The organism is Streptomyces sp. NPDC090994 (genome assembly GCF_044768905.1).
Classification (GTDB): Bacteria; Actinomycetota; Actinomycetes; order Streptomycetales; family Streptomycetaceae; genus Streptomyces.
In genome coordinates this window covers 87,687-107,306 of sequence record NZ_JBIVWS010000010.1, presented here as the reverse complement: position 1 = coordinate 107,306, position 19,620 = coordinate 87,687, and the positions used below count along the sequence as shown (strand labels likewise).

At 71.0% G+C, this 19,620-nt stretch carries 19 protein-coding genes and 2 pseudogenes; 6 read left to right on the top strand and 15 right to left on the bottom strand.

Annotated features, from left to right (window positions below):
* Nucleotides 1-6: 6 nt before the first annotated feature.
* The 3 genes and pseudogenes from ACIQR3_RS21700 to ACIQR3_RS21690 all read right to left on the bottom strand — a co-directional run.
* Nucleotides 7-1,293 (bottom strand): DUF4157 domain-containing protein, encoded by a 1,287-nt coding sequence (locus ACIQR3_RS21700; RefSeq protein WP_403541245.1) that lies wholly within the window; start codon nucleotides 1,291-1,293, stop codon nucleotides 7-9.
* Between the two features lie 455 nt (nucleotides 1,294-1,748).
* A pseudogene (locus ACIQR3_RS21695) lies at nucleotides 1,749-2,131 on the bottom strand (IS701 family transposase); the annotation flags it as partial.
* Between the two features lie 231 nt (nucleotides 2,132-2,362).
* Nucleotides 2,363-2,724 (bottom strand): annotated as a pseudogene (locus ACIQR3_RS21690) (DUF4158 domain-containing protein); the annotation flags it as partial.
* A gap of 176 nt (nucleotides 2,725-2,900) precedes the next feature.
* On the opposite strand from ACIQR3_RS21690, the gene ACIQR3_RS21685 reads away from it, so the two are divergent.
* Nucleotides 2,901-3,221 (top strand): hypothetical protein, encoded by a 321-nt coding sequence (locus ACIQR3_RS21685; protein ID WP_403541242.1) that lies wholly within the window; start codon nucleotides 2,901-2,903, stop codon nucleotides 3,219-3,221.
* 93 nt (nucleotides 3,222-3,314) lie between these two features.
* Here ACIQR3_RS21685 and ACIQR3_RS21680 read toward each other — a convergent pair whose 3' ends face one another.
* A complete protein-coding gene (locus tag ACIQR3_RS21680; RefSeq protein ID WP_215169177.1) occupies nucleotides 3,315-4,697 on the bottom strand; it encodes a glycine--tRNA ligase in 1,383 nt (460 codons plus the stop codon).
* Nucleotides 4,698-4,846: 149 nt separating this feature from the next.
* Between ACIQR3_RS21680 and ACIQR3_RS21675 the strand changes: the two genes are divergently transcribed.
* The 4 genes from ACIQR3_RS21675 (at nucleotide 4,847) to ACIQR3_RS21660 (ending at nucleotide 8,026) form a co-directional block, all read left to right on the top strand.
* Nucleotides 4,847-5,821, top strand: coding sequence for a zinc ABC transporter substrate-binding protein (locus tag ACIQR3_RS21675; protein ID WP_403541240.1), 975 nt, complete (start codon nucleotides 4,847-4,849; stop codon nucleotides 5,819-5,821).
* Between the two features lie 26 nt (nucleotides 5,822-5,847).
* Nucleotides 5,848-6,618 (top strand): metal ABC transporter ATP-binding protein, encoded by a 771-nt coding sequence (locus ACIQR3_RS21670; protein WP_403541238.1) that lies wholly within the window; start codon nucleotides 5,848-5,850, stop codon nucleotides 6,616-6,618.
* A gap of 5 nt (nucleotides 6,619-6,623) precedes the next feature.
* Nucleotides 6,624-7,526 (top strand): metal ABC transporter permease, encoded by a 903-nt coding sequence (locus ACIQR3_RS21665; protein WP_403541235.1) that lies wholly within the window; start codon nucleotides 6,624-6,626, stop codon nucleotides 7,524-7,526.
* 92 nt (nucleotides 7,527-7,618) lie between these two features.
* Nucleotides 7,619-8,026, top strand: coding sequence for a Fur family transcriptional regulator (locus ACIQR3_RS21660; protein WP_215169170.1), 408 nt, complete (start codon nucleotides 7,619-7,621; stop codon nucleotides 8,024-8,026).
* A 15-nt stretch (nucleotides 8,027-8,041) separates the two neighbouring features.
* Here the strand turns inward: ACIQR3_RS21660 and ACIQR3_RS21655 are convergent, their stop codons facing one another.
* From ACIQR3_RS21655 to ACIQR3_RS21610, 10 genes are all read right to left on the bottom strand, one after another.
* Nucleotides 8,042-8,575, bottom strand: a complete 534-nt coding sequence (locus ACIQR3_RS21655) for a YcxB family protein (protein WP_403541233.1) — start codon at nucleotides 8,573-8,575, stop codon at nucleotides 8,042-8,044.
* Between the two features lie 24 nt (nucleotides 8,576-8,599).
* Nucleotides 8,600-9,436 (bottom strand): isoprenyl transferase, encoded by an 837-nt coding sequence (locus tag ACIQR3_RS21650; protein WP_403541231.1) that lies wholly within the window; start codon nucleotides 9,434-9,436, stop codon nucleotides 8,600-8,602.
* A gap of 11 nt (nucleotides 9,437-9,447) precedes the next feature.
* Nucleotides 9,448-10,194 carry a DNA repair protein RecO gene (recO, locus tag ACIQR3_RS21645; protein ID WP_403541229.1) on the bottom strand — a complete coding sequence of 249 codons (747 nt, stop codon included), beginning with the start codon at nucleotides 10,192-10,194 and terminating at the stop codon, nucleotides 9,448-9,450.
* A 22-nt stretch (nucleotides 10,195-10,216) separates the two neighbouring features.
* On the bottom strand, nucleotides 10,217-10,432 hold the full coding sequence (locus ACIQR3_RS21640) for a hypothetical protein (protein ID WP_215169162.1): 216 nt from the start codon (nucleotides 10,430-10,432) through the stop codon (nucleotides 10,217-10,219).
* A gap of 617 nt (nucleotides 10,433-11,049) precedes the next feature.
* Nucleotides 11,050-12,177, bottom strand: coding sequence for a hypothetical protein (locus ACIQR3_RS21635; RefSeq protein WP_403541226.1), 1,128 nt, complete (start codon nucleotides 12,175-12,177; stop codon nucleotides 11,050-11,052).
* 90 nt (nucleotides 12,178-12,267) lie between these two features.
* Nucleotides 12,268-13,251 carry an SCO2521 family protein gene (locus ACIQR3_RS21630; RefSeq protein ID WP_403541224.1) on the bottom strand — a complete coding sequence of 328 codons (984 nt, stop codon included), beginning with the start codon at nucleotides 13,249-13,251 and terminating at the stop codon, nucleotides 12,268-12,270.
* Between the two features lies 1 nt (nucleotide 13,252).
* The gene (locus ACIQR3_RS21625) at nucleotides 13,253-14,248 is read right to left on the bottom strand and encodes an SCO2522 family protein (protein ID WP_403541223.1); all 996 of its coding nucleotides are present in this window, start codon (nucleotides 14,246-14,248) and stop codon (nucleotides 13,253-13,255) included.
* Entirely contained in the window at nucleotides 14,245-15,162 is a 918-nt protein-coding gene (locus tag ACIQR3_RS21620) for an SCO2523 family variant P-loop protein (RefSeq protein ID WP_403541221.1), read from the bottom strand. The genes ACIQR3_RS21625 and ACIQR3_RS21620 overlap by 4 nt, the downstream gene beginning before the upstream one ends.
* Nucleotides 15,163-15,166: 4 nt before the next feature.
* The gene (locus ACIQR3_RS21615) at nucleotides 15,167-17,011 is read right to left on the bottom strand and encodes an SCO2524 family protein (protein WP_403541219.1); all 1,845 of its coding nucleotides are present in this window, start codon (nucleotides 17,009-17,011) and stop codon (nucleotides 15,167-15,169) included.
* 69 nt (nucleotides 17,012-17,080) lie between these two features.
* Nucleotides 17,081-17,830 carry an SCO2525 family SAM-dependent methyltransferase gene (locus ACIQR3_RS21610; protein WP_403541542.1) on the bottom strand — a complete coding sequence of 250 codons (750 nt, stop codon included), beginning with the start codon at nucleotides 17,828-17,830 and terminating at the stop codon, nucleotides 17,081-17,083.
* A 334-nt stretch (nucleotides 17,831-18,164) separates the two neighbouring features.
* Between ACIQR3_RS21610 and ACIQR3_RS21605 the strand changes: the two genes are divergently transcribed.
* Nucleotides 18,165-18,731 (top strand): GNAT family N-acetyltransferase, encoded by a 567-nt coding sequence (locus ACIQR3_RS21605; protein WP_403541216.1) that lies wholly within the window; start codon nucleotides 18,165-18,167, stop codon nucleotides 18,729-18,731.
* A 25-nt stretch (nucleotides 18,732-18,756) separates the two neighbouring features.
* Here the strand turns inward: ACIQR3_RS21605 and ACIQR3_RS21600 are convergent, their stop codons facing one another.
* Entirely contained in the window at nucleotides 18,757-19,455 is a 699-nt protein-coding gene (locus ACIQR3_RS21600; RefSeq protein WP_403541213.1) for a TerB family tellurite resistance protein, read from the bottom strand.
* Nucleotides 19,456-19,620: the final 165 nt, after the last annotated feature.

Genomic DNA, 19,620 nt, shown 5'->3' with positions numbered 1-19,620 from the left:
CCAAGCTCAGTGGGTGTTGGGGATGATGTTGCTACTATTGGCGAGGTCGACATAGTTTTGAACTTCATCGATCGCGGCGTAGACCGCTGTGGCGTCCATTCCGTCATCGTGGGCGTCCAGAAGCATGTCATACACGCTGTTCACTCCGGTGACCCCGGCGTCGCAGTACAGCTGGGTCGTGATGTATTTACCGGGACTGTGGGCGTCCCATTTCGTGTCCGAAACTCTGACGCTGACGCTGACGCCGTAGTCGAGCCGGTCGACGGGGAGATACATGTCCGCCATGAGTTCGTACACCCGCCGCAGCATGTAGACGGCATTCTTCACTGGATTGTCAAACGACTGATGCAGTCTATTAGCGGTCGGAGTGAGGATCGTAAGGTTTGCGGCATCCCTGCCGGTCCCACCGAAATCGGCGTTCAGCAGATGACCCGCCTTGAAGGCGATTGAGTAGGTTCTCCTGGCTTTGTTGATCGAGGAGGGGAGGTTGGAGTTCGCGTCGGTTCCCATGCCGAAGTACCCGTTCGGGCCGAGCGTCGCCGTGGACCATTCGCCGCCCCTCTTGGCTTTGGTCATGGTGTAGCTGGGGCGCACGATATAACTCGGCAGGTTGTCGACGTTCACCCGGCGCCGTCGTACGGGCCGGGAGGAGCCGTACCGCTGGACGACGGACAGCGGATCCGCCCTCAGGGCGCCGCTCGCGCGGGCACTGCGCTGCACGGCGGGGGCTGCGGGGCCTGCGCCCGGTACGGCCGCCCGCTGCGCGAGGACGGACGGGGCTTGCGCCGCGCCTGCCGCGAAGGCCGCTCCGTCGGCCTCGGCAGTCCGCTCGGAATCCTGCCCCGGGGAGGTCACGGTCACTCCGGCACCGTTGTTCTGACCCGTCTCACGGTCTCCCCGGAGGTTCTTGTCGACATGGCCGAGTTCGTGGCCGATGATGTCCTTGCGCCCCCGGGCCGTCGGGCCCATGAAGACGTGCGTGCCGACCGTCATGGCGTGGGCACCCATCGCCGCGACCGCGCGCTGAGCCGTCGGATCGTCGTGAAGGCGGGTTGCGGACAGCGCGTTGTTGTCGTAGAACGCCGACGCCTCATCCAGGAGGGACCCCGGCAGCTCACGGCTCGGACCCGCCATGGCCGCCTCCAGCAGTTGGCGCTGGTCGGCGGGACCGCCCTCCTCCACGCCGGTGTGCCCGTACGTGGGTTCGTGTGCGTGGTCGGCTGTCCCGACGGCACGCGCCACTGCGGCGTTCCCGGCCAGGCGCTGGAGGTTCAGCATCCGCTGGGCGGTCATATTGAGCAGCGGACTCGCGGCGCGGTCTGCTTCCGACTCGTTTAACCGGCGCTCCCGCCGTGCGTGCGTATGAATGATGAGGCTCCTTTGAGACAACAGGAGGAATACTCCATCTGATCCTTCAGGATCACCGCTACACCCCGGTGCACCGACAGGTCTGAAGGGGCAGAGCCAGGGGCACATTCCCCGCCCCGTCGGTGCTACGTCCGCCGTTGCCGCGCCTGGTACCACGTCGTCTTGCGTGCGGCGGGTGGCCTGCCACGCCGGGGTACCGACGCCGCATCGGGCCGGGCCCCCGGTTACGGAGCAGCAGTTGTCCGTGGATCCCCTGGCCCGACGGGGAGCAGAAAATGTCCACTAGTACTCCAGTGAGAAATCGTTGCCTGAGCTGGTCCTTCGTCGGTAGTGGCAGCGTCGGGCCGTGGCTTGGTGCCGTCTGCGCCAGAGGGACCAGTTCAGGGCATGGACAACCGCTCCGGGGCGTGGGGTAGGGCGGGGCAGCAGAGCTTCCAGGAGCCGGCGGACTTCTGCCACGGTGAAGCGGACGGTGCTGGTGTCGTTTCTGCTGCCCCCCCCTTTCGGTGACTTGGACTGCGACGGCGGCCAGGAAGGCATGGGCGAGCATGGCCAGGGTGATGTGCCGGTACCAGCCCGGATAGCGGCGAACTTCGTACTGATCGAGGCCGCATTCGTTCTTCGCGGCCTGGAAGGCCTCCTCGATCGCCCAGCGCGATCCGGCGATGCGGACCAGGTCCTCGACGCTGGTGCCGTTCGGTGCGTAAGCGAGGAAGCAGGCCAACTCGTCCGGTCGGGTCAGGCTGCCCAGCCGCTTGGCCAGGCTCTTGAAGTGCGACCAGGTCGGGCCCTGGGCAGGCTTCTTCAGCCGGTTGTACAGCGTCGTGCCGTCGCTCTCGCGCTCCTCCAGCAGCCGCAGCGACCCCGCCCGCTCGAACGCACTCATCCGGTCATGGATACCGCCGCAGATCGAGGCGTTCACCTCCTTGCGCAGCGTCGAGGCCATCGCGTCGAAGGTTGAGAACGCCGGCAGCTCCAGCCCTGCCTCCACCACCTTCTCCAGCGCGATGTTGATCAGGTCCGCAGGCCGGTTCTTCGACGCCGCCTCCCTGCGGATCGACTCCTCGGCGATCCGCCGGGCTCGCACCTGGTCGTAGACCACGCCGACCCGCTGCCGTACCAGCCCCCGGTGGTTCTTCATGGTCTTCGCCGCCCGGTACACGGCAGCGTGCCCTCCGGCAGCTCCACCACCCGCCGCACGAACTCCGCCACCGCCTCCGGGACGTCCTCCACCTTCGGGAAACACCCCATGCGCTGATACGACTTCAGCGTCAGCAGCAGGGCCAGCAGATGCTCATCGCTGTCCGTACGGCCAGCGGCCCACTGAAGCTCATCGCGAGTCGGCGAGAAGAACAGATGCAGCTCATGCGCGGTGATCAGCCGAACGGGTGACGGGCCGGGCCCTCACAGCTTCAAGATCATCCCACGGCCCCTCTTGGGCTCACCTCGGCGATACCCCCCAATCGGCGGAACACCTCTCCCGACAGCTCGGCCACGAAGGATCCGAGCCACGCGGGAAGGAGTCCCCTCTCATGCTCCGCATCGCACGTCTGGGCAGGCTCGGCCTGGCGGTCGGCACCGCGGCCGCACTGGCCGTCGGCCTGACCTCCAGCGCACAGGCCGCCACGGGAACGATCCGGTACTTCAGCGCTTCGGGACAGGCGTTCCAGATCGTCAACCCGCCGGACAACGTCTGCCTCAACCTTCAGGTCCGGGCCCAGTTGCTCGCGAACAACACGAACAAGACGGTGAGTTACTTCTTCGACGCGAACTGCGCCAACTTCACGGGCAATCTGCCTCCCGGCCACGCAGTGGCTTTCAACAACCCGCTGTCCGTGCGCGTCATCGGCTGAGCCAGGTCCTTGAGCGCCCGTGGACCACGAAAGCCGAACGCCGGATGAGCTGAACCTTCCAGCTCATCCGGCGTTCGTAAGAGACAGAGACCCTCAGCAGCCGACCAGGCGGCTCGCCAGGTACCCCTCGATCTGGTCCAGCGACACCCGCTCCTGCTTCATGGAGTCACGCTCGCGGACCGTCACCGCGTTGTCCTCCAGCGTGTCGAAGTCGACCGTCACGCAGTACGGCGTGCCGATCTCGTCCTGGCGGCGGTAGCGGCGGCCGATGGCACCGGCGTCGTCGAAGTCGATGTTCCAGTTCTGGCGCAGCGCCTGGGCGAGGCCCTTGGCCTTCGGGGACAGGTCGGCGTTGCGCGACAGCGGCAGCACCGCGACCTTCACCGGGGCGAGGCGGTGGTCCAGGCGCAGCACGGTGCGCTTCTCCAGCTTGCCCTTGGCGTTGGGCGCCTCGTCCTCGATGTAGGCGTCCAGCAGGAAGGCGAGCATCGCGCGGCCGACACCGGCCGCCGGCTCGATGACGTACGGGGTCCAGCGCTCGCCGGCCTCCTGGTCGAAGTAGGAGAGGTCCTGGCCGGAGGCCTTGGAGTGGGCGCCGAGGTCGTAGTCGGTGCGGTTGGCGACGCCCTCCAGCTCACCCCACTCGCTGCCGCCGAACTGGAAGCGGTACTCGATGTCGGCGGTGCGCTTGGAGTAGTGGGAGAGCTTCTCCTTGGGGTGCTCGTACCACCGCATGTTCTCCTCGCGCATGCCGAGGCCGGTGTACCAGTTCCAGCGCTGCTCCATCCAGTACTCCTGCCACTTCTCGTCCTCGCCCGGCTTGACGAAGAACTCCATCTCCATCTGCTCGAACTCGCGGGTGCGGAAGATGAAGTTGCCGGGCGTGATCTCGTTGCGGAAGGACTTGCCCATCTGGGCGATGCCGAACGGCGGCTTGCGGCGCGAGGTGGTCTGCACCTGGCCGAAGTTGGTGAAGATGCCCTGCGCGGTCTCGGGGCGCAGGTAGGCGACGGAGCCGCTGTCCTGGGTGGGGCCGAGGTGGGTGGAGAGCAGGCCGGAGAACTGCTTGGGCTCGGTGAACTGGCCCTTGTTGCCGCAGTTGGGGCAGTTGACGTCGGCGAGGCCGTTCTCCGGGGCGCGGCCCTTCTTCTCCTCGTACGCCTCCTCCAGGTGGTCCGCGCGGAACCGCTTGTGGCACGCGGTGCACTCGGTCAGCGGGTCGGTGAAGGTCGCGACGTGGCCGGAGGCGACCCAGACCTCGGGGGCGAGGATCACGGACGAGTCGATGCCGACGACGTCCTCGCGCGACGTGACCATGTAGCGCCACCACTGGCGCTTGAGGTTCTCCTTGAGCTCGACACCGAGCGGGCCGTAGTCCCAGGCGGCACGCTGGCCGCCGTAGATCTCACTACAGGGGAAAACGAAGCCACGGCGCTTGCTCAGGCTGACGATGGTGTCGATCTTGTCGGCGGCCACGGTGCTCTCTTCATTACGACGACGGGCGACGAAGCGAGATGCTTCCAGCGAATGATTCAGGTTACCGGCGTTGCCCGGCCCTCGACCAAATCGGCCCCGGGTCCGCCCTTTGTTGACAATCGTTTCCAGATTTGTTGAAAATGAGTGTCATGAACGTACGACGACGCCCCATATCCGGCATAGCGGTCGCAGCAGTCACCGCTCTCGGCCTCGGCACCCTCTCCGCCTGCTCCGGCGACAGCGCGGAGGCGAGCGGCGGGGGCGACGGCAAGCTCGACGTCGTCGCGTCGTTCTACCCGATGCAGTACCTCGCCGAGCAGATCGGCGGGGACCACGTGAACGTCACCACCCTCACCGAGCCCGGCCAGGAGCCGCACGACCTGGAGCTGAGCACCAAGCAGACCGCCGAGCTGGGCAAGGCGGACGCGGTGCTCTACCTGAAGTCGCTGCAGCCCGCCGTGGACGAGGCGGTCGCCCAGTCCGGCGTCAAGACCAAGATCGACGCGGCCACGCTGACCGAGCTGGAGAACCACGGCGACGTCGAGCACGACCACGGCGGCGAGGAGGAGCACGCCGAGTCCGAGGAAGAGGGGTCGGAGTCCACCCTCGACCCGCACGTCTGGCTGGACCCGGTCAAGTACGCCGAGATCGCCGAGGGCGTCGCCACGGCCCTGGAGAAGGCCGACCCGGACCACGCCGCCGACTACAAGAAGAACGCCGAAACGCTGACGACCAAGCTCGACGGTCTGAACACGGCGTACGAGAACGGTCTGAAGAACACCGACACCAAGGTCTTCTTCACCAACCACGCCGCCTTCGGCTACCTCGCCGAGCGCTACGGCCTGACCCAGGAGGCCATCACCGGCCTCGACCCGGAGAGCGAGCCCAGCCCCGCCCGGATCAAGGAGCTCCAGCAGGAGGCCAAGGCCGACGGCGTGACCACCGTGTTCTACGAGACACTGGTGTCGGACAAGACCGCGAAGACGCTCGCCAAGGACGCGAACCTGAAGACCGATGTCCTCGACCCGCTCGAAGGCATCACCGACAAGTCCGAGGGCGAGGACTACATCGAGGTCATGCAGTCCAACCTCGAAGCGCTGAAGACCGCCCTCGGCGCCAAGTGACCGTTTTTGACCGTTCGGAGGACCTCGTGAGCGACGAGCCCGTCATATCCCTGCGCGGCGTCCGCGCCGAACTGGGCTCGCGCCTCGTCCTGCGGGGCATCGACCTCACCGTCCGCCACGGTGAGGTCGTCGCGCTGCTCGGCGCCAACGGCTCCGGCAAGTCCACCGCCGTGCGCACCGCCATCGGCCAGGTGCCGGCGACGGCCGGGGAGGTCGAGCTGTTCGGCACCCCGCTGCGCCGGTTCCGCGACTGGGCGCGGGTGGGCTACGTCCCGCAGCGCACCACGGCCGCCGGCGGCGTGCCCGCCACGGTGACCGAGGTCGTCTCCTCCGGGCGCCTGTCCCGGGCCCGCTTCGGCATCCTGCGCAAGGCCGACCACCGGGCCGTACGCCGCGCCCTGGAGCTGGTCGGCATGGCCGACCGCGCCAAGGACTCGGTGAACGCCCTCTCCGGCGGCCAGCACCAGCGCGTCCTGATCGCCCGCGCGCTCGCCTCCGACCCCGAGCTGCTGATCATGGACGAGCCGATGGCCGGCGTCGACCTGGCCAGCCAGGAGGTGCTCGCCGAGACCCTGCGCGAGCAGACCGCCGCCGGTACGACCGTCCTGCTGGTCCTGCACGAGCTGGGCCCCCTGGAGCCCTTGATCGACCGGGCCGTCGTCCTGCGCGACGGCTGCGTCCTGCACGACGGCCCGCCCCCCAAGGCGGTCGGCCAGCATGCCCTGCCCGGCCACGACCACGTCCACCCGCACGACACCTCGGGCACCGAACCGATCCGCACCGGACTGCTGAGCTGACCGCCATGGAAATCCTGAACTACGCCTTCATGCAGCGGGCCCTGCTCGCCGCCGTCCTGGTCGGCGTCACCGCCCCCGCGATCGGCATCTACCTCGCCCAGCGCCGCCAGGCCCTGATGGGCGACGGCATCGGCCACGTCGCGATGACCGGCGTCGGCCTCGGCTTCCTGCTCTCCTGGTCCCCGGTGTGGATGGCCACCCTGGTCTCCGTGCTGGGCGCCGTCCTGATGGAGCTGATCCGCTGGTACGGCCGCACCCGCGGCGACATCGCCCTCGCCATGCTCTTCTACGGCGGCATGGCCGGCGGCGTGATGTTCATCAACCTCGCCCCGGGCGGCTCCAACGCCAACCTCACCTCGTACCTCTTCGGCTCGCTGTCCACGGTGAGCGAGTCGGACGTCACCGCGATCTGCCTGCTGGCGGCCTTCGTGGTGCTGGTCACCCTGGGCCTGCGCCGACAGCTCTTCGCGGTCAGCCAGGACGAGGAGTTCGCGCGGGTCACCGGGCTGCCGGTGCGCGCGCTGAACCTGCTGACCGCCGTCACCGCCGCCGTCACCGTGACCGTCGCCATGCGCGTGGTCGGCCTGCTGCTGGTCTCCGCGCTGATGGTGGTCCCGGTGGCCGCCGCCCAGCAGCTCAGCCGCAGCTTCGCCGCCACCTTCGCGATCTCCGTGGCGATCGGCGTCGCGGCGACCCTCGGCGGCACGGTCACCTCGTACTACCAGGACGTGCCGCCCGGCGCGACGATCGTGCTGCTCGCCCTCGGTGCGTTCCTCGTGCTGACCGTGCTGGCCGCCCCGCTGGCCCGGCGGCGCGCGCGGGCCTCCGCCGCCGCGCGGGCCGCCGCCGACCCCGCCGAGTGCCGGATCCCGGCCGGGCGGGAGGCGGGCGACGAGGTGAGCATATGACCGGCGACTGCCCGGCATCCGATCGGCGTCCGACCGACGGCAGCCGGGGCTGGCACAATGGCCCCGGCAGCGCAGACGTGAGGAGGCAACCGGTGACCACCGCAGGACCACCCGTGAAGGGCCGTGCCACCCGGCAGCGCGCCGCCGTGTCGGCGGCCCTGCAGGAGGTCGAGGAGTTCCGCAGCGCCCAGGAACTGCACGACATGCTCAAGCACAAGGGCGACTCGGTCGGCCTCACCACCGTCTACCGCACCCTGCAGTCCCTCGCCGACGCCGGCGAGGTCGACGTGCTGCGCACCGCCGACGGCGAGTCCGTCTACCGCCGCTGCTCCAGCGACGACCACCATCACCACCTGGTCTGCCGCACCTGCGGCAAGGCCGTCGAGGTGGAGGGACCCGCCGTGGAGAAGTGGGCGGAGGCCATCGCCGCCGAGCACGGCTACGTCAACGTGGCGCACACCGTGGAGATCTTCGGTACGTGCGCGGACTGCGCGGGCTGACCTCCGCCCCGTCCGTCACACGCGGGTCAGGTGCCGGTCCAGGACCGCGCGCAGCCGGTCGGCGTCGGCGCCGTCCCGCAGGCCCCGCTTGGGCAGCACGGTGAAGCACGAGACGTTCTTGTCGTCGCTGAACAGGACGAACAGCTCGGGGGTCTCGCGGTAGCGCGGCTGCGCCGCCCAGGTGACCGTCGTCGAACTGCCGTCGTTCGTCACCGTCAGCCCGGACTCCGTCACCGTCGCCCGGTGGCCGCCGAACCGCGTCGCCAGGGCGAGGAGCTGGCGGGCCTGGAGCCACGGCAGCAGAGACATCATCACGACGACCAGGACGATCCAGATCATGGGGAACAGGGGCAGCTCCCCCGTCGCCGCGCCGGCGACGGTCCCCACGACCGCGCAGACGGCGACGACGACGAGCAGCACCCGCTGCAGCCGCGCGCCCTTGCGGATCCGTCTTCGCGCCCGCAGCGCCGCCGTGAAGTCCCCGTACTCCGGCCGGTACGCCAGCTCCACGGCGTCCGCGCCCGTTTCCCGCCCCATGTCCATGACCATGAGCGGAAGCGTAGGCGAAGAAGATCAGCTCTGCTGACGGCCCTCCATGGCGAGCAGTTCCTCGTTGGGGATCGCCCCGCCGAAGCGCCGGTCCCGGGAGGCGAACTCCAGGCACGCGCGCCACAGGTCACGGCGGTCGAAGTCCGGCCACAGCACGTCCTGGAAGACCATCTCCGCATACGCGCTCTGCCACAGCAGGTAGTTGGAGGTGCGCTGCTCGCCGCTGGGCCGCAGGAACAGGTCGACGTCCGGCATGTCCGGGTAGTACAGGTACTTCGCGACCGTCTTCTCGGTGACCTTGGACGGGTCGAGCCGCCCGGCCCGCACCTCCTCGGCGATGGCCTGCGCCGCGTCGGCGATCTCGGCCCGGCCGCCGTAGTTCATGCAGAAGTAGAGGGTGAGCCGGTCGTTGTCCTTGGTCTGCTCCTGGGCGACCTGGAGTTCCTTGGCGACCGACTTCCACAGCTTGGGCATCCGGCCCACCCAGCGCACCCGCACGCCCAGCCCGTCGAGGGTGTCGCGGGACTTGCGGATGAAGTCGCGGTTGAAGTTCATCAGGAAGCGCACCTCGTCGGGCGAGCGCTTCCAGTTCTCGGTGGAGAAGGCGTACAGGGAGATGCTCCCGACGCCCATCTCGATGGCCCCCTGGAGCACGTCCATGACCTGCTCGGCGCCCACCTTGTGGCCCTCGGTGCGGGGCAGCCCGCGCTGCTTGGCCCAGCGGCCGTTGCCGTCCATGACGATGGCCACGTGCTCCGGGACCAGTTCCCCGGGGAGCTTCGGCGGCCGGGCGCCGGACGGGTGCGGCTCGGGTGTCCGGTACTCCCGGCGCTGACGCCCCAGAATCCCGCGTACGGCCATGTCAGGTTCTCCTACTTCTCGACGTACCGCAGGGAGCGCAGTCCCCGCTCCAGATGCCAGTGCAGGTAGGCGGAGACCAGTCCGCTGCCCTCCCGGACGTGCCGCGGCTCGGCCGCGTCCGCCGTGGCCCAGTCTCCCGCAAGCAGCGCGCCGAGCAGGTCCAGGGCCTGGGGCGAGGGTACGACGCTGCCGGGCACCCGGCAGTCGGCGCAGACGGAACCGCCCGATCCGACCGAGAAGAACCGGTTCGGCCCCGGCATCCCGCACTTCGCGCAGTCCCCGAAGGTCGGGGCGTACCCGTTGACCGCGAGGGAGCGCAGCAGGAACGCGTCCAGCACCAGGCCGGGCGCGTGCTCGCCGCGGGCGAGGGTGCGCAGCGCGCCGACCAGCAGCAGGTACTGCTGCACGGCCGGCTCGCCCTCGTGGTCGGTGAACCGCTCGGCGGTCTCCAGCATGACCGTCCCGGCGGTGTACCGGGCGTAGTCGGTGACGATGCCGCCGCCGTACGGCGCGATGGTCTCGCTCTGCGTGCACAGCGGCAGTCCGCGGCCGACCAGCTCGCTGCCGCGCGCGAAGAACTGCACGTCGACGTGGGAGAAGGGTTCGAGCCGGGCGCCGAACTTGCTCTTCGTGCGCCGTACGCCGCGGGCCACAGCACGTACCCGGCCGTGACCGCGGGTGAGCAGGGTGATGATCCGGTCCGCCTCACCCAGCTTCTGGGTGCGCAGCACGATGCCGTCGTCGCGGAACAGACTCATGGCACCCATTGTCACCCACGTCTCAGGGCACCTCGCCCCGGCTGCGGGCGTTGACGTACGCCGTCCCCGCGCCGATCCGCTCGGCGGGCGTCGCCCGGCGCACCGCGCCCGGTTCGGCGTCCCACTCCCGCCCGCCGCCGCACGGCCGGAGCTGGACGTACGGTCCCTCGTGCCCCATGACGATCCCCACCCTTCCGTTCCGGGTGTCCACGACGTACGAACCGACGGGCTCTTGCACCGCGTCCTCCGCTCCCTCGGCCCCTTCGCTCCGGGCCGATCGTTGTCCGACCGGGTCCCCCTCTGTTTTTCGGTTCCGGGCCCCGTCTCCCCAAGGTGACGTTTCAGCACCGGCCCCGGGGGGCCGCCGCGCGCCGCAAGTGCGGTGGGGCGAAGGGGAGTTCGGAAGGGCCGCCGGGGAATGCAGAAACGTACCGTTCGAGCATGTGATGCCCAGACCCGACGGTGTTCGAGCGCCGGACCCGATCGGGTGCGGCTGCGGGGGTTTGCCCCAGGAGAACCGGGTGCTGCCCGGACGGGGACCGCGGCCCGTCTCGGCGACTCTGCCCGTATGACGCGGACCACACACCCGACGCGGACCCTCCGCGCGGGGCGGGCCCCGGCCGCCCCACGGGCCCGGCGTGCCGCCGCCCTCGTGGGCGCCGCCGCCGTCCTGCTGGGCCCGACCGTGCCGGTGCCGTCCGCCGCCGCCCCGCCGCCGCCCGCTCGTCCGGGCCGCGTGCCCCGGGGCGGCCGACCCCGACCCCCGGCAGCGGTGCGCCCCGGCGACCGGCGAGCGGCCGGACGGCGACACGTACTGCCGCTGAGCCGCCGCCCGTTCACCCCGGTCAGCCCCGGTCAGCCCCGGTCGACCATCCAGGTGCCGTCCTCCTCGTCGTCGACCCGCACCTCCAGCTCGCGGAGGTTCATGCCCGCCTCCCACAGCTCCCGGAACCGTTTCATCCGGTCCTGCACGTGGTCCTGGCGGGCGTTGAGCCGGGTGCGGACGTTGACCTCGCGCAGGTCCTGCTCGATCTCGAAGGTGACCTCCTCGTCGTAGACGATGAAGTCGTCGGTGGTGCCGCGCTGGAGGTGCGGCGGGAGTTCGGGCAGGACGGCGACGCGGACCTCGATGCGCAGCAGTTCCTGCTCGTCGCACAGGCGCAGCAGCCGGTCGTCGAGTTCGCGGGCGCTCTGCAGCAGGAAGAGGCGGCTCACCGGGACGCCGCGCTCCTCGATGACCTCCTTCTGGGCCTGGAGGTAGCGGCTGGCGGGCTCGCTGTTCCAGAACTCGCGGTCGACGGAGGTGCTGATGGCGCAGATGGAGTGCTGGGCGGCGCGGGTGAGGGTGAGCATCCAGTCGTGGTTCTCGCCGGGGCACTGAGCGGTCAGGTTGGTGAGGTCCGACAGGTGGGAGACCACCCGTTTCATCTCCATGCGGACGAACGTGCCGAGGATCGCCGGGCCGGGTGCGAGCACCTCGGCGAAGCTGCGGGCCAGGTCGGGCACGCCGTCGGCGTCGGTACGGACCTGGAGCTGGTGGGCGGCGTCCTCCTCCGGGTCGGCCGGGGGCAGCCGGGTGTCGACCAGGTGCCGCAGGTCCTCGGTGGTCCGGGCGAGGGCGGCGCCCAGTTCGTCGTCGCGGCGCCGCAGCCCTTCGTGCAGTGCGGCGGCGGTCTCGGCCAGCGCGCCGCGGGTCCGGCGCTCCTGGTCCCGTACCCGCCGGTCCAGGCCGAGGACGTACTGGACGGCGACCGCGGCGGCGGCGCACAGCAGCGCGGCCGTGACCTGCCGCGCCACCGCGACCTCGGGGCCGAGCAGCGCGGCGACGCCCCCGGCGAGGGCGCCGACGACCAGGCCGGCCGCCAGCCGGCGGGGCCACAGGTCGGCGCCGGGACGCCGGTGGCCGAGGGCCCGTATCCGGGCGGTCAGGGGTCCGGACGGCGGTCCGGACTCCTCGGATCGAGGTGACTGTGCCGTGCTCATCTCGCTTCTCCCCCCGTCGGGATGGCTCGGATCGAGGTGCGGTGATGTGCTGGAGGCGGCTGGGCGGCTGGGCGGCTGGTCGGCGGGCGGTCAGGGGGCGGGCTCCACCTCCCGGTACAGCGCGGGGACCGCGTGCAGGGTGAGCTGGTCGCGGATGCGCTGCACGAGCGCCTGCCACTGCCGGGTGAAGCCCGGCCGTTCTTCGAGCGTCTCCCACAGCGGGGCCAGTTCGGGTGCCACCCGGGCCCGTGGCATCCACAGGTGCAGCAGGTGGTCGACGGCGGGGCGCAGCGCCAGGACGACGGCGGGCCGGCCGGACGGCTCCGGAGCGCCGAGCCGTACGCCGTCGAGCAGGTGGACCACGGTGGTCAGCAGCCAGTCGTGCAGGGCGAGGTCGTCGCAGAGCCCGGCGATCCGGTCGGGCGGGGTGCCCGGGGGCACCCTGAGGCGTACGGTGCGCAGCTCGTCCTCGGCCAGGGTGAACCGCTCCAGGGCGGGGCCCTGACCGGGGGCGGCGGGCAGGGCCGCCCAGCGCAGCCGGGTGGGCCGGGACCGCAGGGGCGGGCGCTGGTCGAGCAGGGGGTGGCGCAGCAGCCGGGTGAGCAGGCCGTCGGCGATCAGTCCGACGTCGAGGTCGCCGGGGCGCCCGCCGGCCAGGACGCCGTCGGCGACGGCCTCGGGCTGGGCCTTGCCGAACGGCTCGACCGTGCCGGGCCGTACCAGGTACTGGCCCCAGGGCCGGCGCCGGTCGGGTCCGGCGGGCGGCAGCCGGAACCAGGCGGAGGTCTGCAGGACGCGGCCCTCGGTGAGCGCGGCCCGCGCGGCGACGGTGCCGACGGCGCGGACGCGGGAGCCGTTGGCGCTGGGCAGCGGGCAGTCGACGCCGGTGAGGGTCTCGGGGGAACGCGCGTAGAGGCCCGGCCGTTCGGAGACGAGCACGCGTTCGTCGGCGCGCAGGGCGAGGAACTGGGCGGCGGTGCGGATGTCGAGCGCCTGCCGGGTGGGGAGCAGGCGGGTGCGGACCTCGCCGCAGGCGAGGACGGCGTCCGGTGCGGTTGCCTCGGGCCGCGCCATGTCAGGGTCCCGGGTAGAAGACGTAGGAGACGCGGTCGGCGACCGAGTCGGGGACGGCGGCGTGCTCGCGGGCGGAGCGTTCGGCGACCTGGCGCAGCGCGCCGTGGTCCACGTCGAGCTGGTCGAGGACGACGCGGACGGCGTGCTCGACGGGCAGGAACCGGCTGGGCAGGACGGAGGCGGTCCGGTAGGCGGCGAAGGGGTCGGCGCGCGGGTTGAGCCGGAGCAGGGAGGGCAGTTCGTCCCAGTCGTCGGGGAAGCCGGCGGCGGGCGGCCGCTGGGGGACGAAGACGGCCTCGCCCTCGTTGCGCAGCAGGCCGAGGCGGGCGAGCTGCCAGACGGCGGCGAGGAAGGGGCAGGACCACAGGCGGTGGCCGTCGGCGTCGTCGCTCCACAGCTCGACGTCCAGGAAGACGGAGTGGCGGCGGGCCGCGGTCTCCCTGGGCGGCTCCCAGGGGGCGGCCCGCTTCATCGCCTGGGGGGCGCGGGCGACCGGGCTGCGCTCGCCGTTGGCCAGCCAGCCGGTCTGCGCGGCGGGCGGGCGCAGTCCGTAGCTGCCGGGCGGCGGGGACTCGACGATGCGCCCGGCCACCGCCTCGGCGACCGGCACCTTGCCGGTGACGGCGCAGCCGGACTCGCGGGCCAGGTAGTCGACGGTCAGCCCGGCCCGCGCGGCCTCGTCGACGATGAGCGGGACGATCTCGGCGGGGCTGGAGAACCGGGCGAAGTAGTCGTCGATCAGGAAGCAGGTGCTGATCCGGGCGCGTCTGCCGCCGGTGGCCGCCGCGGCGGCGGCGCGGGCGGCCCCGGCCCAGGGGGCCACCCGGGCGAAGTGGTCCCGCAGCCGCCCGGGTCCGGCCTCGAAGTCCTCCATGTACAGGTGCCCCAGCTCCAGCGAGAGGTGGGACAGCCCGACCGACTGGGTCCGCGGGTCGGCGGCGGTCTCCCGGAACACGGACTCGGACGTGCGCCGGGACTCCGCGGCGTGCTCGGTCACGGCAGCCCCCAGTACGCGTCGTCCGTCAGCCGCCGGGCGATCTCCTCCAGCGCCTCCAGCGTCTCCTTGTTGGCTATCTGGGTGGCGAGGACGTCCTCCTCGGTGATGAGCTGCTCGCGCCACTGCAGGATGGGCTCCAGCGGTACGACGCCGAGGACGACGCTGTCGCCGATGGCGTGCTCGGCGGCGAGCCGGCGCAGCGCCTCGTCGCAGGACTGCATCCAGGCGGCCTGCGCGGGCGAGCCCTGCGACCAGACGGCCGACTCCGGGTCGGGTACGGCGGCCCGGACGAACCGGACGGCGGCCCGCAGCGCGTTCTCGTCGTGGCCGCGTTCGACGCCGCCCTTGATGATGCCGTGCTCGCGGTGGACCAGGCCGGAGGCGGCGATCACGTGCTGCCGGGTCCAGCGGTGGAAGACCAGCCAGCGGAAGGGGACGTTGCGCATCCGGGGGTGGGCGGTGGCGGCCAGCGCCATGTCGACGGCGTAGCTGCGGCCGGCACTGAGGTCGACCATGATCACGTCGAACTCGCCGTTCAGCCGCAGCAGCAGGTCGACGCAGCGCTCCAGGGCGTCGTCGTCGGTGGCGAACTCGCCGCCGCCGAGGTCGCCGGGGAACAGCACCAGGCGCCCTGACTGGTTGGGCCAGGCGTGCAGGTGCGGGTGCTCGGTCTGCCGCCATACGTCGATCATGGCGGGCTCCGGGGTGCCGCCCTCCAGGTAGGAGTGGAGTCCGCGCGCCTCGGTGCCGCGCAGGGCGCTGGGCACGTCGAAGACGGCGGCGGCGGTGGGCGAGCCGAAGTCGAAGTCCACGTAGGCGACGTGGTCCCCGTTCAGGGCACGCTGGTAGGCCAGGTTGGCGCTGGTCACCGAGCGCCCGGTGCCTCCCTTGTCGGAGGCGGCGAAGACGAGCACCGGCTCAGCCCTCCTTCACGCCGGCGTCCCTGGCCTGGGCCAGGGTGTCGAGTTCCTGGAGCACCGGCAGGACCAGGGCGAAGGCGGTGCCGGGCTGGGTGTCGACCAGGATGCGGGCCCGGTCGAGGCGGCTCTCGAGGCTGCGCATCGCGCGGCCCCGGTTGCCGCCGATGCCGGCGGCGGCCTGGAGCTGCTCCTTGCCGAACAGGTGGGTGGCCTCGCTGAGCAGTTCCCGGGCGAGCTGGGCCAGGTCGTCGCTGGGGATGGGCTGCTGTTCGTACAGGTTGCGGGCGGCGACCAGGCACTCGGTGACGCGCTCGGTGACGCTCCAGGACAGCCGCCGGTCGACGCCGCGGGCGTCCGGGTAGACGGCGCGTACGTCGTCCCAGAGGTCGGCGCCCTCGTCGGACCTGATCCGCCGGTGCCACAGGTGCTCGAAGGTCTGCTCGGCCAGGCGCAGCAGGCGGCGCTGGGAGTTGATGTTCTGGGAGAGGATGGCGAGCTGGACGGTGCGCTTGAGGAGCTGCGCCGAGTAGTCCGTCATCCGCCACAGCAGGAGCCCGCCGGAGCGTTCGGACCCGGCGAGCGGCATGGTGACGCCCGGGTGGTGGAGCCGGATCGTGGGGTCGTCCTTGGTCATCCGGCTGTTGACCCGGCCGCGGTCGGCGAGGCGCTCCATGATGGTGACGGTGCGGGTGAGGTCGTCGTCGGTGGCGTTCCGGCGGACCAGGTCGTGCACGAGGATGGCCGCGACGGTCAGCGAGAAGTACTCGGACTCCAGGCGCAGGCCGGTGGTCTGCCAGGGCAGGTCCTCCAGGGGCCACCGGTCGGCGCCGAAGCGGGCGATGGCGGACCAGTACTGCTGGCTCAGCTCCCAGCGCAGCCGCAGCATCTCGGCGAGCTTCTGCTGGTCCTCGTCGAGCAGGCCCAGGGTGAGGGTGCGGTGGGAGAAGAGGTCCTGGATGCCGTCCAGGGCGACGACGGTGAAGTACACGTAGGGCAGCCGGTCGGCGATGCCCTCGGGCTGGCCGGGGACCGGGAGGTCGAGGCCGGTGACCTCGGGGGCGCCCCGCACCACGCCCCAGGCCCAGCCGCACTCGAAGAGCTGGCTCTCGTCGCGGATGGACTCGTCGACCTGGATGCCGCGGGTGAGGCTCTCGATGATCGTGGCGCGCAGCGGGCGCAGCCGGCGGGCGAACTGCTGGAGCACGACCCGGTCGGACTGTCTGTTCTGGCCGATGACCTCGATCAGCCGCTTGCCCTGTTCGGACTCGGAGTCGAAGACGTTCACCGTGAAGGAGCGCAGCAGGCTGATCATCGCGGCGGTGAGCCGGGTGTTGGTGGCCTCTCTCAGCTCGCCGATGGCGGCGTGGATCTCGGGCCGGGTGGTGGTGGCCTCGTAGACCTTGAGGAACCCGAGTGTGGCCAGGCAGAGGGTGACGGACATGGAGTAGGAGTCGACCACGCCCAACTGGGCCTGCTGGTGGGTGAGTTCGACTCCGGGTTCGGCCGGTTTGAAGTAGTGGCCGCCGGAGAAGGCGGGACTGTCGTCCGGTCCGGTGTGGGTCCGCATGTACTGGGTCAGGGCGGTGATCAGGTTGGCGGGGATCTCCAGCCGGCCGCCGACGTCCTCCAGGACGCGCAGGACGTCCCGGTCGGTGGTGTCCGGCTGGTCCAGCCGGAAGGCGGGGACCTCGGTGGCCGGGTACAGCAGGCAGAGCAGGCGTTCCGCGTCCGCGACGCTGCTCAGTCCGCCGGTGTCCCCCATGAGGTATTTCCCGTTGTCGAACGAGTAACGGGCCACCGCCCGCCAGACGTCCAGCAGATGCTGGCGTGGCTTGATCTGCATCCCCGCACCCCTCGCACAGATCTCATTGCCTTGTCCTGTTGTGCAGCCATGGTCCCCGTTCCCGGGGTTCTAGGGAACGGCCACCACGGAATTGCGCCGGCCGAGCACGAGCAGCATTCCCTCGTGCCCCTTTCGCACCACCTGGTGGAGATCGTGGATCTCCAGTTCCGCGGCGAACGGAGCGAGGCTCTTCCTGGCCCTCTCCTCGTTCACCCGATAGGCCGGGAAGTGCTGGTCCCCGACCTGATAGCCGACCGATTCCTTCATGAACGCGGCGGCGAACGGAGCGCCCGGCGACAAGGTGTTCATGAAACACCGCACGCCCCGCCGGAACTCCTGCGGGCACTCGGACATCGAGTCGGCGACGAAGAACATCGTCCCCAGGTCGTAGCGCTGCCGGCCACCCAGGTCGAAGAGGTTCGCGCGCTCGACGCGCACGATCTCGGCGACCCGGCCGGCCGGGTCGACACCGCGGTAGGCCGGATTTTCCAGGAGTACGTCCCAGAACGCGCTCCACGTCGCGTCGAGACCACCCCCGGTGGTCTGCCGTTCCAGATACTCCACGTTCGGCTGCGCGTATTCGAGCAGTACGATCTTCTCGCACCACGGAAGCATGGCCAGCGCCGGATACATGTTCGCACCGGCGCCGACGTCGACGCCCTGTACCGATTGCGGGACGTTTCCCCCGAAACAGCGGCTGAAATGGTCGCGCATCGCCCGCAGGATCAGCAGATCGACGTCGAGCGGAGTTCGATAATTGACGTCGACATATGCCTCCGGATCGAACTTCGACCAAGGCGCGTCGGCGTTTCGATCCATAGTCACCCTGCCGCTTTCCATTCGTCTTACGACCGACCATGTGCCGTGCGCGTGATCTCCCCGGGACATCGACAGACGAAAACGGCACATCTTTTTCCGCACGGTAAGCCACCCATTAGGGCGCGGCCAGCTCGGAATACGCCAGTCCTCTTCGGCCGGGCGCATGTCGGGCGCACCGTCGCACACCCGAACTCGCCCTTGCACAGCGGCAGTTGACAGCACACTCTAGCCAGAAGCCGACACGGGCCGCCACACGGGTCCGCATTCCCTCAAGGGGTGAATCGCGCAGCCGTCGAGTTGACTTCCGTCCGCAGAATCCCGACCGGGGGGTGGCATGACCGCCGAACCGCTGGAACGTTTCCTCAATCGCCACGGGCAGCTCAGGGCACCCGTCCGCGTACCGGACCCACGGGCCGCGCCGGGCTCGGGGACGCTGGCGCTGCGGACGGCGCGGGAGTCCGACCTGCCCGAATTGCGGCGGCTGGACGAGGAGGTCTTCCAAGAGGTCGCCTACCCCGGTTTCCTGCTGCGCCAGCTGTACGACATGTACGCCGAGCACTTCCTGGTCCTGGACGACGGCCGGGGCCGGCTGCGGGGCTACGTCCTGGCCGGCACGACGGCGCTGGACCGGGACAGCTGGATCCTGGGCCTGTGCGTGACCCCGGACCGGCGGCGGCACGGGCTGGGCCGGGAGCTGATGCGGGAGATCCTGGTACGGCTGCGCGGCGCCGGCGTCGAACGGGTCCGCCTCACCGTGGAGCCCTCCAACCGCGCCGCGATCCGCCTCTACCGCTCCCTGGACTTCCGCCCCGAACCCCCCGACAGGGGCCTGCGGCGCGACTACTTCGGCCCCGGGATGCACCGGCGGGTGATGCGGCTCGACCTGGTCCCGCGGGAGTGAGCCGCGCCGCCCGGGAGGCGTGTGGTCAGGAAGGCGTCCGCGCCGCCGCCGCCAGCAGGCGGGTCACGTCGTCCGCGCAGATGGTCAGGGCCGCGCCCACGGTGGCGAGGGTGTCGCGTTCGGCGGGCGTGTAGGGGCCGTCGGCGAGGGCGATGCGGGCGCCCTGGAGGAGGACCGACTCACGGCCGCCGGCGGCGAGGTGCGGGGCCAGCGGGTCCAGCGCCTCGTGCAGCTCTATGGCGAGGCCGGGCCCGCAGGGTCCGCCCCGGATCCGCCCGGTGTCCGCCGCGAGCGCCTCGACCAGCGCCTCCAGCCGCTCCTCGGTGCAGTCCTCGAAGCCCGCCGCGCGCACCGCCCCGGCCGCCGCCGCCAGCGCCGTACGGGAGCAGGTGCCGCCCGCGGCCAGCACCGCGAGGGCGACGGTGTGCACGGCGTCGCGGAGCATCGCGGAGAAGCGGGTGGTGGTGGGGTGGTCGAGGACGTCGGTGCCGAAGTGGCGCCGGCAGGCGGCGCACTCGACGACCGGGCCGGTGTCCCCGCGGGGCAGCACCGGCACCCCGAGCAGGGCGAGCCGGCGGCGGCCGGTGAGGCGCCGGTAGTTGCGGTCCCCTCCGCAGGCGGGGCAGAAGAACTCGCCGTCGCCGACGGCTGTCCACGCGGTGCGGGTCCCCAGGATGCGCGGCGGCCGGGCAGCTCGGCCGTTCCGTCCCCGTCCAGGCAGCACGTCGCACCTCCGTAACCGCACGGCAACATCGCCGTACTGGCGTGATGTTAGCCACATCGCCGACGCGGAGTCAGTACCCCGTACGAGACCTTTCCGTGACCTGCACACGTAGATGGCCGGTACCCGACGCCGCCCCGCCTCCCGCGCGGCGGGGAGACGGGGCGG